Source organism: Campylobacter sputorum, from assembly GCF_002220775.1.
Classification (GTDB): Bacteria; Campylobacterota; Campylobacteria; order Campylobacterales; family Campylobacteraceae; genus Campylobacter_F; species Campylobacter_F bovis.
In genome coordinates this window covers 799,021-814,461 of the sequence record NZ_CP019685.1, presented here as the reverse complement: position 1 = coordinate 814,461, position 15,441 = coordinate 799,021, and the positions used below count along the sequence as shown (strand labels likewise).

Below are 15,441 nucleotides of genomic sequence, written 5' to 3'. Positions count from 1 at the left end.
TTTAGTCATATACGCTAAAGTTATATGATATAAAATATTAAATTAAAGGATAAATATGAAAAAAATATTTTTGATTTTAGGTAGTGTTATCGCTTTTTTAATACTTCTAATTATGTTTTTATTTTCTAGTACAGGAAATAATCTAATCAAGCCATATGTTGAGAAAACGATAAAGGAAAAGAGTGGATATGATATAAAATTTGAAACATTTAGGATTGGTTTTTCTAATTTAAATTTAAAAGGCGATATAAATAAAGAGATATTTTTAAATTTAAATGGACCTTATTCTATATTTTCAAGAAGTTTTGATGTTGAATATAAAGTAGATATAAAAAATTTAAAAAGCTTTGGACTTGAACTTAAAGAAAATATGAATTTATTTGGTAAAGTAAGTGGAAATATAAATAATTTCAATGCAAATGCAAGTGGAAAATTTTTAGATAGCGATGTAAAAATAATGGCAAATATCATAGATATGAAGCCATATACCTTAAAAATAGATGCAAATGGATTAAATTTAGCCAAAGCCTTACCTCTTGCGAAACAGCCATTATATGCCTTTGGCAGCATTGATGTAAATGCAGATATTCAAAACGCACAAGGTAAAGCTACCATAAATGCAAAAGATATAAGATTAAACGAAAAAGTTTTTAAAAATGATTTAAATATATCTTTACCTCAAAATACTATTCTAAGTGGCATTAGTGAGTTAAAAATGCAAGGCGAAACTATAAATTCTAAAACATATTTAAACTCAAATTTAAATTTAGAAGCAAGTGCTAAAAACACAACTATAAATTTAAAAACAAAACATATAGATAGTGATTTTGATATAAAATTAAATGATCTTTCTAAACTTGAGCCATTTACTAAACAAAAATTGATTGGAAATTTAGACATACTTGGTGCTATTAGTATAGAAGATAAGAAATTATCACTTTTTAATGCAAAAGTTTTAGGTTTAGAGGGAGATATAAAAGCAAATGTAAAAGACGAAAATTTACAAATCAAACTTAAAGATGTTAGTTTGTCAAAAGTTTTAAAAATGCTAAATCAACCAAATTTATCTAGCGGAAAAATAAATGCAGATATAAGTTCAAATATGAGCTTTAATGATGTAAGCGGAGCTGCAAATATAAAAGAAGCTCTTTTAAATAAAACACAACTAGATAGCATAACTGGTAAAAATTTTCCAAACAATCTAACATATAATTTTGATATGAATTTTGATAAAAAAAATGATACGATAAAAGCAAAAGCAAATTTAGATAGTAAAATTGCAAAATTTGATATAAAAAATGCAACTATGAAAAATGGTGAAGTTAGCTCAGATTATACTTTAAATATTTCTGATTTAAATGAATTATCATTTTTAACAAATACAAAATTAAAAGGAAATTTTGTTGCAAATGGAAGTACAACTATACAAAATGGAAAATTTTTAACATCATTAACTTCAAATTTTCTTAATGGAAATTTAAAAATAGATATAAAAAATGACAATTTTAACAAAACTGGTTTTGGCGCCTTGATACTAACTTCAAATTTTAAAAATTTTGATATGAAAAAACTAACAGATATGCTAGGATATAAACATATATATGATGGCATTGGAAATGCTAGTTTTAACTATGATTTAAACAAAGTTTATGGAAGCTTTTCTTTAGATATAAATGATGGTGCGATAGCTAGTAATGAGTTTGTCAATATACTAAAAGCTGTAAGTCAAGGGAGTTTTGAAGCAGCTGTTTTTGATAAGACTGATGTAAACGGAACTATAAAAAGCAATATTGTAAATTTTGATGCATGGATTGGAAATAGTGGAAAAAGCGGTAAAAAAAGTAAAGGTTCATTTAATGTAGATGATGGAAATATAAATTTAATTACATCTAAAATTTATATACCAGTAAGGGGAAATATAGAAAAAACAGATATATCTATAGATATAACAGGAACTACAAAAGAACCTAAATATAATGTAAGTTCAGAGTATTTGAAATCAAAATTCTCAAGAAAAATTGACAAGGGTTTAGATAAACTTTTTGGTACAAATAGTGTAGATACTAATAATACTACAAATTTAGATCAAAATGCCTCATCAAAAGATGTGGCAAAAGATGCGATTAAAGGGATTTTAAAAGGGCTATTTTAGTTCTTTATCTAATAATTTAATTTTATCTAGAGCCAAATTTGCTGAGTGCAAGGCATTTTTACTAAGTCCTTCTTTAAAGTCTAAAACATTTTCAAGAAGGACTGAAATACCTAAAAATATAGTTTTTAAGCATATTGTTCTAAGATAGCTCAGTAAAACTGGAGTAGGTAGGTTGTGTGTAGAATACATATATGTTTTTTCATCGCTAATATCTAAAAATTCGCTTACTCCTTCTTTAAAACCACTTATAGCGTCAGCTACCACTAAAATATCTGGAGCAAAATTTCTAATAGCTTCAAACTCATTTTCTGGCACATCTTCGCCATAAAACACTTTCCAATCTTTTAGTTCTTTTTCTACTAATTTTCCTAAATACAACGCTATGCCGTCATCTCCTCTTAACTCATTTCCTATACATAAAAGTGCTTTTTTCATATAAAACCTTATTTAAATTTATAAGTAAGTTTATCTAAAAAAATAAAAAATAGTTTTAAACTATAAATTATTTTAATAAAATATTAAATTTTTAATAGTATATTTTCATGAAATTTTTAAATTAAGGATATAAAAATGAAAGATATGGGAGAACCAAAAATAAAAATAGTTGCAATGCCAAGCGATACTAATCCATCTGGAAATATATTTGGTGGATGGATTATGTCCCAGATAGATTTAGCTGGAGCTATAGCTGCAAGAGAACTAGCACCTGAAAGAGTTGTTACTATTTCTATGAAAGAAGCTGTTTTTAACGAGCCTGTTTATATAGGCGATATAGTAAGTTGCTATGCAAAAGTAGTTAGTGTTGGTAGAACATCAATTACAACAGTTGTAAAAGTAGTTGTTCAAAGATTAACTAAAGAAAATACAACAATTTGCGTTCCAGTAACTACAGCAGAAGTTGTATATGTAAGTGTAAATAAAGCTGGTGAAAAAAAACCTATAGATAGTGATTTAAAAAGACTTCACGGATTTTAAAAGCTATCTCTCAAAAAGAGATAGCTTTTAGTTTATTTAATTTCTATTTTTTTACTTTGAGATATAATTTCAGCTTTTGGCAAGAAAATATCTAGCACTCCATCTTCTTGTTTTGCTTGTATGTTAGCGGTATCTATATCTTTTGATATACTAAAACTTCTTTCAAATTTACCAAAAAAACTTTCTGTTTTGTGATATTTTTCATCTTTTTGTTCGCTTTTATTAAATTTTCTTTCTCCAGATATTTTCAAAATACCATCATTTAATTCTATATTTACATCTTCTTTTTTAATTCCAGGAAGATCAACTTCTATGTTATAACCTTTTTCATCTTCTCTTAAATTTACCATAGGTTTGAAGTTTTCACTTCTATTTACAATAGAAAAAAATCCATCTTCAAACGGATTTAAACTAAACAATGGGTTGTAATTTGTAACTTTCATTTTATTCTCCTTTATTTTATTTATTTAATTAAGTTGAGCGTATTATACTAAATATTTTTATATTTGTCAAGTATTTTTTAGCACTTTAAATATATAAGTGCTAAAAAATAGTATAAATTATCCTTTTTATCAATTATTTATCAAAATTTAAATATGATTATAAATCATTTTATAAAAGGTAAGATTATGATAGATCAAATTTTTAGAGAATACGATATAAGAGGTATCTTTGGCGATGATTTAAATGAGAGTTGTGTTAAGTTGATAGGGTTAAAACTCGGTAAAATCATGCAAGAAAAAGGTGTAAAAACACTAAGTATAGGATATGATGCAAGACTTAGCAGAAATGACCTTTTTTCTTGGATTGTTAGTGGGCTTAAAAAAAATGATATAAAAATTTTTGATATAGGAATGGCTCCAACTCCTGTTGGTTATTTTAGTGTTTTTAGTGAAAAATTTGATGCAAATATCATGATAACTGGATCTCATAATCCAAAAGAATACAATGGATTTAAGATTACTATTTTTAAAGATAGTTATTTTGGCAAAGATCTGCAATATCTTAAAAGTTTGATAATTGAGGCTTTAAATCAAAATTTAGATAAAGACATAAAAATAGATTCAAACATAGAAAAATATGATATTTTAAGTGAATATATAAATTTCTTTGTAAAAGAATTCGCTCATTTAAAAGACTTTAAAATTCCTTTCGTGGCTGATTGTGCAAATGGAACTGCTGGTATAACTCTTGGTGAAATTTGTAAAAGATTAAATTTAAACTCAACTATTCTTTATGAAAAACCAGATGGAAACTTCCCTAACCATCATCCAGATCCAACTATACAAGAAAATTTAAAAGATGTAAAAAAATATATGTCAGAAAATAACTTAAATTTAGGTATAGCTTTTGATGGAGATGCAGATAGGGTTGCTATTTTAACTCCAAAAAGAGATATCAAAGGCGATGAGCTTGCCTGTCTTTTTACTTTGAATATGAAAAACCCAAGAGTTTTAGGAGAAGTAAAATGCTCTAAGATTATGTTTGATTATATAGACAAAATAGGCAAAAGTTTTATAGGAAAAACGGGGCATAGCAACATAAAAAAAGCTATGAAAGAGCTAAACATAGATTTAGCAGCCGAAGTTAGCGGGCATATATTTTTCAAAGAGAGATATTTTGGTTTTGATGATGCGATGTATGCTATGATGAGGGTTTTAGAGCTTTTATATCTAGGCTATGATCTTGATAAAGAGCTTGATAAACTACCAAGACTTTATAGTACGGACGAAATAAAAGTAAAAACAAGTGAAGAAAATAAATTTAAAATCATAGAAATTTTAAAAGATAAAATAAAAAGTGGAATAAAAGAACTTCCGCAGATAAAAGAACTTATAGAAATAGATGGTATAAGGGTTCATTTTGATGAGGGCTGGGCGTTAGTAAGAGCTTCAAACACAACTCCTGTTTTGGTTACAAGATTTGAGGCAAACTCAAAAGAATTTTTAGAAAAAATGCAAAAAATCTTTAGTTTAGTTTTAGATGATATAAAATCTAGTTTATAAATTTAGTTTAGTAAATTTGGATAAGTTTTGTTAGATAAAGTTTTAGAAATTTTAAAAAAATCAAATCTATTTTTAACTGGCGGCGGCGGTGTTGGAAAGAGTTATTTGGTTTTAGAAATTATAAAACATTATCAAAAAAACTCAAAAAAAGTTATAGTGCTTGGAAGTACTGGTATAAGTGCAGTTGGCATAGGTGGAGTTACGCTTCATAGTTTTTTTAAGATAGGAATTTGTTCAAATTATGATGAGTTAAAAATTTATGATAAGAAAAATAAACAGAAATTAAAAGAATTAAATGAAATTTTAAAGAGTTGTGATCTTATAGTTATAGATGAAATTTCTATGGTTTCAGCCGATATTATGGAACTTATTTATTATCGCATTACAAATAGCGAATTTAATGGTAAATTTATATTAGTTGGAGATTTTTACCAACTTCCGCCAGTTAAAAAAGAGTCTACAAATACTCTTTTTGATTTAACTTATGCTTTTTCGTCCAATGCTTGGAATGATTTAAATTTAGTAAATATTGAACTTTATGGCTCAAAAAGAACAGATGATAAAATATTTTATGATTTTCTTTCAAAACTAAGAGTTGGAAATGTTGGGGTTAATGAGATAAATTATCTTAAATCATTTTTAAGAAATAATATAGATTACAATGATTCAAGTGTGCTTTTTGGGACTAATTCTGAAGTTGATAAACTAAATATGATAAAACTCCAAAGCATTGATTCTCCACTTGAAATTTCTAATGGTTATTTTGAAATTTACGATGAAAATTTAAATGAAAATATATTACAAAAGTGGATAAATAATCTAAATATAACAGATGAGCTAAAGATAAAAATAGGTGCAAAAATCATATTTACTACAAATAAATGGGGCGAGTTTTTTAATGGCCAAAGAGGCGAGATAGTAGATATCATTAAAAATTACGACACGATAGATTTTGTTAAAGTTTTGATGGAAAATGGAAATACGGTAGATATCATTAGACAAAAATATGATTTAAGCGAATATGCTTTTGATGGTAGTGAAATGAAAGAAAATGTAAGAGCTAGTTATTTTCAGTTTCCTTTCAAATTAGCTTATGCTATTACTATACATAAATCGCAAGGAATGAGTATAAATAATCTTACTTGTAATCTAGATAAAATTTTTGTCTCAGGACAGCTTTATGTGGCACTTTCTCGATCTAGTAATCCAAAAAATTTAAAAATAATTTTCAATAGAAATGAAAACTTTGAAAATTATATTAAAAAAAATGCTACAATAAATTTAGAAGTTGCTAATTTTTATGCAAAAAATAGCTTTATAAATTTATAGGAGTTATTATGAAAGTTTTATTTTTACTTTTATTTTTTTTGTCTTTTAGTTTTAGCGAGGGGATAAATATAGAAAATTTTGAAACAAATTTATACTCAAAAGCTGAAAAAAACAACATTAGAAAAGTTTCTTTGAGTGTTGAACTTATAGGAAGAGATCTGATGGAAAATAAAGGTAAAATTTTAGATAGTATAAATGTTATCATAAGTAGCTATTTTGTAGAAGATATAATGACTTCTAAAGGTAAAGAAAACTTTAAAAATATGGTTTTAGAATATGCTAGAAAGAGATACAATGTTGATTTAGAAGCTATGTATATCATAGAATTAAAAACCATAAGCGAGCCAAGTATGGATGAAATAATAGCTGCTATTAGATCAACTGATATTTGCAAAACTATGGAAAAGAAACAACCATATAATCCACCTCAAACTATACAAAATTTAGAACAAAAACCAAATCAAAGCGAATTTTATAATGGCGGTAGTAGCGTAGAAAGCCCAAATTTAAAAGAATATGACATCACTAAAGATCCAAATTTCGGTAAGGATTTTGGAGAAAATTAATTTTTAACTATATCGTAGTTATCTGGAATATTTGGAATAAAATCATTCCTATCTATAGAAATATCTTTTTGTGTATTGCTTAGCTTTATTTCTACAAAATTATCTAATTTATCTTTATATGTTATAACGCTTGGAAGCGAGTTTTGAAATTTAACTTTATATGTTATTCCATCGTGGAGCGCTTGATATTCGTCTGCTGATACTTTTTTTGCACTTTTTAAAATTTTGGTTAAATTTGGACTATCTTTTAAGCTTGAAACTATAACTTGCTCTAAATCAGGTTCAACAATCATGACTTTATCATAACCAAAATATATAGTTTTATTTGTTGGTTCTATGTAGTTCCAAACAGCTTTATTATCATCTATTGCACTAAGGCTTCCTTTATAAATAATCTTTGTTTTACCACTTGTTACTGTTTGTATAAAGTCGCTTTTTAAGCTCATAAAATCAAGATCATTTGCAAAAACCATAACACAAAGTGTAAATAAGATAGATATTTTTTTCATTGTAGATGCCTTTTAAATTTGTAACAAATACTATCACTAAAAATTAAACAATAAATAAAATAAACTATGATAAAATATTAGCTTAAATTTAAAAAAAGGTGTTTATATAATGATTTCAGCAATTAGAAAAGTTTTTGGAACAAAAAATGATAGAGAAGTAAAAAAATATTTTTCAAAGATAAAAACCATTAATGCTTTAGAATCAAAATATCAAAATTATAGCGATGATGAGCTAAAATCAACTTTTAATGCTTTAAGAGAAGATATAATAAATGGTAAAAAAACTCAAAATGAAGTTTTAAATGATGTTTTTGCTATAGTTAGAGAATCATCAAAAAGAGTTTTAAATATGAGACATTTTGATGTTCAACTAATCGGCGGCATGGTTTTAAATGATGGAAAGATTGCTGAGATGAAAACAGGCGAGGGTAAAACTTTGGTCGCTACACTTCCTGTTGTTTTAAACGCAATGAACGGCAAGGGTGTTCATGTTGTTACTGTAAATGATTATCTTGCCAAAAGAGACGCACAGCAAATGGGTGTTTTGTATAACTTTTTAGGGCTTAGTGTTGGCGTTGTGTTAAATGGTATTCATGATGACAAAAGTAGACAAGAAGCGTATGGCGCTGATATAACTTACGGAACAAATAATGAGTTTGGTTTTGATTATCTCCGTGATAATATGAAATTTTCAGCAGATCAAAAAGTCCAAAGAGAGCATAATTTTGTAATAGTCGATGAAGTTGATAGTATCTTGATAGATGAAGCAAGAACACCGCTGATAATATCTGGTCCAACAAACAGAACTTTAGATGGATATATAAGAGCAAATGAAGTTGCAAAACAAATGATAAGAGGTGAAGCACCCAAAACTCCAGAGGAAAAAGCAACTGGGGATTTTACTATAGATGAAAAAAACAAAACCGTAATGATAACAGAAGAAGGCATTACAAAAGCGGAAAAACTTTTTGGGGTAGAAAATCTTTATAGTTTGGATAATGCAATCTTAAGCCATCATTTAGATCAAGCATTAAAAGCTCATAATATATTTCACAAAGATGTTGATTATGTAGTAAGAAACGGAGAAATAGTAATAGTTGATGAATTTACAGGAAGACTTAGCGAGGGAAGGCGTTATAGCGAGGGTCTCCATCAAGCATTAGAAGCAAAAGAGGGTGTTAAAATTCAAGAAGAAAGTCAAACTTTAGCTGATATTACTTTTCAAAACTATTTTAGACTTTATGAAAAGCTTTCTGGTATGACAGGAACAGCACAAACCGAAGCTACTGAATTTTCTCAAATTTATGGATTAGATGTTATATCTATCCCAACTAATGTACCTGTTATAAGAAAAGATCAAAATGACCTTATTTATAAAACAGAAAGAGAAAAATTTGAAGCAGTTATAAAAGAGATAAGAAGAGCAAATTCAAACGGGCAGCCAGTTTTAGTAGGAACTGCTTCCATTGAAAAAAGTGAAAAACTTCATGAGCTTTTGGTTAAAGCAAAAATTCCTCACTCAGTTTTAAATGCTAAAAACCATGAAAAAGAAGCCGAGATTATAATGGATGCAGGTGCAAAAGGTGCTGTAACTATAGCTACAAATATGGCAGGACGCGGTGTTGATATTAAAATAAGTGATGAAATGAAAGCTCTTGGCGGACTTTATATCATAGGAACAGAAAGGCATGAAAGTAGAAGGATAGATAATCAACTTCGTGGTCGTTCTGGTCGTCAAGGTGATCCAGGAGAGAGTAGGTTTTATCTAAGCTTAGAAGATAATTTGCTTAGAATTTTTGGAAGTGATAAGATAAAAAATATCATGGAAAGACTTGGAATTAAAGATGGCGAACATATAGAATCAAAAATGGTAACAAGGGCTGTTGAAAATGCTCAGAAAAAAGTTGAAAGTTTGCATTTTGAGTCAAGAAAACACATATTAGAGTATGATGATGTTGCAAATGAACAAAGAAAAACCATATATAAATATAGAAATGAACTTCTTGACAAAAACTATGATTTAAGTGATAAAATAAAATTAAATAGATCAGAGTATATAGCCAATGTTTTAGATAGCTTAGAAATTTTCCACGGAAGTATAAAAGATAATTTTGATATAGATGGTGTTGTAAATATAATAGAAAATGATTGTGGTACGCATATACAAAAAGAAGATTTGTTGGGACTTGATTATGATGATTTAGCTCAAAAAATAAATCAAATTTTAGAACAATCTTATGAAGCAAAAATGAGCTTTATTGATATGGAACAAAGAAAACATATAGAAAAAGTGCTTTATTTACAAGTTGTTGATACTGCATGGAGAGAGCATTTGTATCAAATGGATGTTTTAAAAACCGGCATAGGTTTGAGAGGATATAATCATAAAGATCCTTTAGTAGAGTATAAAAAAGAGAGTTATAATCTTTTTATTGAACTTGTTAACAGGCTTAAATTTGATAGTATAAAATCTCTTCAAATAGTTCAGTTTAAAACAAAAGAAGATATAGAAGCGGAAGAAGCGTTAAGAAAACTTGAAGAAAAAAATGAAGATATCAAATTTAATAAAGATGAAGAACAACAAGAAACTAACTCAAAAAGACAACCCATTGTAAATAAAGAAAGAAAAATTCGTAGAAATGAGCCTTGCCCTTGTGGAAGCGGCAAAAAATATAAAGATTGTTGCGGAAAAAGTGGTCCTAAAAAAGGTCTTTTTGCTTAATGGTAAAATATCTTGTTTTTAAATATTTAAGATTTGATAAAACTCAGCCTTTTATAATGCTTAGTGCATTACTCGCTTTTCTTGGCGTTGCCATAGGGCTTATGGTATTAATAATAGCAATGGCTATAATGAATGGTTTTGATAAAGAATTTGAGAGAAAACTTTTTACCATGAATTACCCAATAACCATAATTAGTCTTACAAAAGGCGGCATAAATGATGAAAATGTAAATAAGCTAAGAAGTAAATTTACAAATCTCAAATTTAGTCCATATATCACAACTCAAGGTGTTGCAAAATACGGCGATAGACTAGAAGGAGTTGCTGTATTTGGCGTAGATTTCAAATACGAAAAAGATATAAATAAAGTTGTAAATGATGCTATAAAAGATATAAAATTTGACGAATTTGATGCACTTATAGGTAAAGGGCTTAGTGATATGTTTTTATTATCACAAAATGATAAAATCACGCTAATTTTTACTAAAGCCGATGCTGGTGGATTTTCCATCATGCCAAAGATAAAAAGGTTTGATGTAAAATCAACATTTAGATCAGGTCTTATAGCATATGATAAAAGCTATGTGTATGTTACAAATCAAGCCTTGCAAAAAATTTTAGGATATGAAAGTGGAATTTATGATGGAATTCATGTTTATTCAAAAGATCCATTTAATGATATAAAAACTATAAAATCACAACTTCCACAAAATGCAAGAGCTATAGGTTGGTGGGAACAAAATGGCAACTTTTTTTCAGCTTTAAAGCTTGAAAAGAGGGCACTTTTTATAGTTTTAATGCTTATAATACTAGTAGCTTCTTTAAATATTATAAGTTCACTTTTAATGACTGTTATGAATAGGCGTCAAGAAATTGCTCTTCTTTTAGCTCTTGGTGCTAGTAAGTCTGAGATCAAAAAAAGCTTTTTTTGTCTTGGTAGTGTAATAGGGGGTGGAGGGATAATCATAGGTGTTTTACTGGGGCTTTTTGGAGTATGGTTGCTTGGAAGCTTTGATATAGTAAATTTGCCAGCAGATGTCTATGGAAGTTCAAAATTACCTATGGAACTTTCTATCTTGGATTTTGTTATGATAGTTGTTGGAGCCATAATAATAGTAGCGGTTTCATCGTATTATCCTGCAAAAAAAGCAACGCAAATTGATGTTTTGCAAACTCTTAGAAATGAATAAGTAAATTTGTATTAATCTACCCCACCTATCAGGACTTATATCGCAAAATGCACCCATAGATTTTTAGAAACAAATTGTGTATTTTGTAAATTTTGTTGATTTTTTCAAAAAAATATATTAAAAATTTAAATAATAGAATGCTCTAAAATTGATTTTTTTTGATTATAACCCTAGCTTCAAAGCCTAAAATTATACAATACTAAATATGAAAATAGGGGAGTGTAAAATTTAGTTTTCTACAAAGATAAATTCTTTATAAGTAATCATATTTAAATTTATAAATTTTTATTTTATATAGAAATATTTTAATAAATTTAAAATACTATATACATAAAATAATACATATATAAATACATATTTTTATATATCAAATTTAACGGATAATTTTTTATCATTCAAAAAGTAAAGCTTTGAAATTAGCTAAAATATGAGATTTGAAAATTTTAAAAAGAGAGTAAAACTGGAAATATAAAATAGTTTGAAAATTATAGTTTTCAATATAAAATATAAAATAAGTTACGATTTTACCTTTTATCTAATTACAAATAGTAAAATAAAATGTATTAAAATACTGATATCATATAAGATAAATTTCTATGTACTTTTCAAAACAAATCTAAACAAAAATGAACTTATTTAAAGATATTTAATGTATAATATTGTTTAAATTTAATTAAGGTGTTTTATGAAGTTTAAATTAGATTGTAAAGAGGATTTTAACTCATCCCTTCTCTTTTGGCTTACAAGATATGTTAAATTTAAGATAAGCTCTCTTTCTAATAAAGACTTAAGAGATCAAAAAGCTTTAGCATCAGTAAATTACTCTCTTACGCAAGGTGTTGAAAATATACACGAGCTTGATGGACTTGTAAAAAAAGCAAGAAATGCTGGCATTGGTGGTGTAAATACCTATTTTAATCCACTTAAAAAGATATATGAACAACTTTTGATTTATAATTTGGATAGTTTAAAACAAATTGATGAGGAGTTATTAAGCGAAATTTTAGCAAGTGCGACAGGGGCATTAAGCGATGCTAGTAAAAAAAACTATAGGATAAGTGTTATAAATTTTTTTAGTTTTTTGGATAAACAAAATGAAGAAAATGGCTCTGCTCATATCTTTGACATAGAGCTTAAAAATTGGGGTGGTATTAGTGGAAATAGTGGCAATAAACTGCCTGAATATATGAGCGAAGATGAAGTTAAAAGATTTTTAAATGCTATTGATGGGAGTGATTTTAAAACAAATACCCCTAGAAACAGATGTATCATAAAACTTATTTTATTTACTGGAATTAGGGTTAGTGAAGCTTTAAATTTAAAAAGAAAAGATATTGTAGAAGATGGTGATCTTTTTGTCATAAGGATAAGAGGCAAAGGCAATAAATACAGAATCGTTATGATAAAACAACACTTAATAAGTGAGTATTTAAATTTACTTGAAACAAATTATAACAATAAAGAAGGATTTCTTTTTATAAATAAAAATGGCGGTCGTTTAACACAAGCTTATGTAAGTAGAATTGTAGAACAAATTTTATTTAAAGCTGGCATTAGAAAAGAAAAAAATGGTGCTCATATGCTTCGCCACACATTTGCTACAATGCTTTATAAAAAGCAAAAAGACTTGGTTTTGATACAAGAAGCTTTGGGGCATGCTAGTTTAAATACATCTAGAATTTATACTCATTTTGACTCACAAAAGTTAAAATTAGCAGCAAAAATTGCAGAAGATTTAAATGAGCAATAAATATAAAATAAAGTTAAATTTATATAAAATATCAAATTCATTTTACTATGTAGGTTTTAAATTTGAGTCCAGATAGATCACTTTTTTATGTTTGCTCTTTGCTTATTACAATAGGCATAATTTTTTCTTTTTCTTTGCCTATATATTTTGTTGCAAGAAATGATTATCCTATGTATCACTTTTTATTAAGGCAGTTTATAGCTGGAAGTTTATCTATATTTATAATGTGGTTTTTATCTAGACTTGATCCAGATAAGTGGCTTTTTAGGATAGGGGTTTTATTTTTTATAATTTTTACTATTTTAATGATTTCGATGCCTTTTATGCCCTCTTCTATCGCTAGAGTTGTAAATGGTGCAAAAAGATGGATTCATACTCCATTTTTTGCCATATCACCTGTTGAATTTTTTAAAATAGGTTTTATATATTGTCTTGCATGGAGTTTTTCAAGAAAGATTGATGGTAGTAAAAAAAGCTTTAAAACCGAGATAAAAATTTTGATACCTTACATACTTTTATTTTTATTTTATGTATTTTTAATAGCTTTTATGCAAAATGATCTCGGACAAATTGCCGTTTTAGCCGTTATACTTATATTTTTGGCACTTTTTGCAGGAACTAGTTTCAAGCTTTTTATGATGGGTTTTATCCTTTCTATTGGAGTTGCAGTTGTTGCGATATTATCCACAAGCCATAGGCTTAATCGTATAATAAACTGGTGGGCTTATGCTCAAGATATTTTTTTAAAGTTTTTGCCTGATGATTTGGCCAGTCATTTAAGAGTGGAAGTTGTATTAGAGCAAACCGGACAAGTTGCAAATTCGCTAAATGCTATCAAATATGGCTCTATTTACGGACAAGGTTTTGGTTTTGGAAGTTATAAACTTGGTTTTTTGCCAGATGTTCATACAGACTTTGTGCTTGCTGGGATTAGCGAAGAGATAGGATTTGTTGGTTTTAGCTTTATTGCTTTTTTAATGTTTATAGTTATATTTTTGATACTTAAAATTTCTGCAAGAAGTGAAAATAAGGTTTATCATCTATTTTCTTTAGGTATTGCTCTTATGATTTTTACAGCTTTTATAATAAACTCTTATGGTGTAAGCTCTATAATCCCGCTTAAAGGAATTCCTGTGCCATTTTTAAGCTATGGTGGTAGCTCACTTCTTGCAACAAGTATTGGCATTGGAATGGTTTTAATGCTTGCAAAGAAAACTTCAAAAAAGGTTAGAGATGATAGCAATTAGCGGTGGCGGAACTGGCGGGCATTTGATTATAGCTAAAACTCTTTGCGAAGAGTTAAATAAAAGAGGCGAAAAAACTATTTTTATAGGTTCGCAAAACGGACAAGATAAACTTTGGTTTGAAAATGATGATGATTTTACGCATAAATATTTTTTACCAAGTAGTGGAGTTGTGGATAAAAAAGGCTTTTCTAAGCTTTTTTCTTTATTAAATACTATAAAACTTTCATTTAAATGCATGAGTATTTTTAGAGAGCATAATATAAAAAAAATAGTTTGTGTTGGTGGATATAGTGCCGCTCCTACTGCATTTGCTGGAATTTTAACAAAAAAAGAAATTTATATACACGAGCAAAACGCAATTACTGGAAAGTTAAATAAATTTATAAAAAAATTTGCCAAAAAGTTTTTTAGTTCTTATGAGGGTAAATTTTATAGTTATCCTGTAAATTTAAAGTTTTTTGAATCCGCAAGAGTGCGAAATGAGCTAAAAACTATAATGTTTTTAGGTGGTTCTCAAGGGGCTAAATTTATAAATTCCCTAGCATTAGAATTAGCTTTAAGCCTAAAAGAAAAAAATATAAAAATAATCCATCAGTGTGGCTTGAGAGAATTTGATGAAATAAAACAAAAATACGAAGAACTTGGTGTAGAAGCTGAAATTTTTGCTTTTTCTAAAAACATAGAAGAAAGTATGAAAAACGCAGATCTTTGCATAAGTAGAGCTGGAGCAAGTTCGCTTTGGGAACTTTGTGCAAACAGGCTTCCTTGTATTTTTATACCTTTTCCATTTGCCGCTAAAAACCATCAGTTTTATAATGCCAAGTTTTTATATGAAAAAAATCTTTGTGTTTTAATAGAGCAAAAAAATGTAGATAAAAACACTGTTTTACGACACATTGACAATATAAATTTAGCCAAAATTTCTAGCGGATTAGCAAATATTATAGAAAAAAATGGAGCCAAAATAATAGTTGATGAAATTTTGGCTTAACTTA

Annotated in this window: 13 protein-coding genes; 10 read left to right on the top strand and 3 right to left on the bottom strand. The window is 27.7% G+C overall.

The window, feature by feature from the left end; translation table 11 throughout:
* Positions 1-55: 55 nt before the first annotated feature.
* Positions 56-2,152, top strand: a complete 2,097-nt coding sequence (locus CSPB_RS04140) for a hypothetical protein (RefSeq protein ID WP_089193261.1) — start codon at positions 56-58, stop codon at positions 2,150-2,152.
* On the opposite strand, the gene CSPB_RS04135 is transcribed toward CSPB_RS04140, so the two are convergent.
* Positions 2,144-2,587 (bottom strand): hydrogenase maturation protease, encoded by a 444-nt coding sequence (locus CSPB_RS04135; RefSeq protein WP_033915663.1) that lies wholly within the window; start codon positions 2,585-2,587, stop codon positions 2,144-2,146. The two genes, CSPB_RS04140 and CSPB_RS04135, sit on opposite strands and share 9 nt — an antisense overlap.
* Before the next feature lie 135 nt (positions 2,588-2,722).
* Here CSPB_RS04135 and CSPB_RS04130 point away from each other — a divergent pair, with 135 nt between their 5' ends.
* Complete coding sequence (locus CSPB_RS04130) at positions 2,723-3,127, top strand: acyl-CoA thioesterase (RefSeq protein ID WP_033915673.1); 405 nt, start codon at positions 2,723-2,725, stop codon at positions 3,125-3,127.
* Positions 3,128-3,159: 32 nt separating this feature from the next.
* Here CSPB_RS04130 and CSPB_RS04125 read toward each other — a convergent pair whose 3' ends face one another.
* Positions 3,160-3,570: an Hsp20/alpha crystallin family protein gene (locus CSPB_RS04125; protein ID WP_089193260.1), complete on the bottom strand. Its 411-nt coding sequence runs from the start codon at positions 3,568-3,570 to the stop codon at positions 3,160-3,162.
* Positions 3,571-3,756: 186 nt separating this feature from the next.
* Between CSPB_RS04125 and CSPB_RS04120 the strand changes: the two genes are divergently transcribed.
* From CSPB_RS04120 to CSPB_RS04110, 3 genes are read left to right on the top strand one after another with little or no spacing between them, the layout of a single operon-like run.
* The gene (locus CSPB_RS04120) at positions 3,757-5,133 is read left to right on the top strand and encodes a phosphomannomutase/phosphoglucomutase (protein WP_089193259.1); all 1,377 of its coding nucleotides are present in this window, start codon (positions 3,757-3,759) and stop codon (positions 5,131-5,133) included.
* Positions 5,134-5,160: 27 nt separating this feature from the next.
* Entirely contained in the window at positions 5,161-6,462 is a 1,302-nt protein-coding gene (locus CSPB_RS04115; RefSeq protein ID WP_033915676.1) for an ATP-dependent DNA helicase, read from the top strand.
* An 8-nt stretch (positions 6,463-6,470) separates the two neighbouring features.
* A complete protein-coding gene (locus CSPB_RS04110; RefSeq protein ID WP_052137574.1) occupies positions 6,471-7,028 on the top strand; it encodes a hypothetical protein in 558 nt (185 codons plus the stop codon).
* Here CSPB_RS04110 and lolA read toward each other — a convergent pair.
* On the bottom strand, positions 7,025-7,537 hold the full coding sequence (lolA, locus tag CSPB_RS04105) for a LolA-like outer membrane lipoprotein chaperone (RefSeq protein WP_089193258.1): 513 nt from the start codon (positions 7,535-7,537) through the stop codon (positions 7,025-7,027). The two genes, CSPB_RS04110 and lolA, sit on opposite strands and share 4 nt — an antisense overlap.
* Before the next feature lie 109 nt (positions 7,538-7,646).
* Between lolA and secA the strand changes: the two genes are divergently transcribed.
* The 5 genes from secA (at position 7,647) to murG (ending at position 15,437) form a co-directional block, all read left to right on the top strand.
* Entirely contained in the window at positions 7,647-10,259 is a 2,613-nt protein-coding gene (secA, locus tag CSPB_RS04100; protein WP_089193257.1) for a preprotein translocase subunit SecA, read from the top strand.
* Complete coding sequence (locus CSPB_RS04095) at positions 10,259-11,449, top strand: ABC transporter permease (RefSeq protein ID WP_089193256.1); 1,191 nt, start codon at positions 10,259-10,261, stop codon at positions 11,447-11,449. Before secA ends, CSPB_RS04095 begins: the two co-directional genes overlap by 1 nt.
* A gap of 685 nt (positions 11,450-12,134) precedes the next feature.
* Positions 12,135-13,199 carry a tyrosine-type recombinase/integrase gene (locus tag CSPB_RS04090; RefSeq protein WP_089193255.1) on the top strand — a complete coding sequence of 355 codons (1,065 nt, stop codon included), beginning with the start codon at positions 12,135-12,137 and terminating at the stop codon, positions 13,197-13,199.
* Between the two features lie 62 nt (positions 13,200-13,261).
* Positions 13,262-14,446, top strand: coding sequence for an FtsW/RodA/SpoVE family cell cycle protein (locus tag CSPB_RS04085; protein WP_089193254.1), 1,185 nt, complete (start codon positions 13,262-13,264; stop codon positions 14,444-14,446).
* Positions 14,433-15,437 carry an undecaprenyldiphospho-muramoylpentapeptide beta-N-acetylglucosaminyltransferase gene (murG, locus tag CSPB_RS04080; protein WP_089193253.1) on the top strand — a complete coding sequence of 335 codons (1,005 nt, stop codon included), beginning with the start codon at positions 14,433-14,435 and terminating at the stop codon, positions 15,435-15,437. Before CSPB_RS04085 ends, murG begins: the two co-directional genes overlap by 14 nt.
* Positions 15,438-15,441 lie beyond the last annotated feature (4 nt).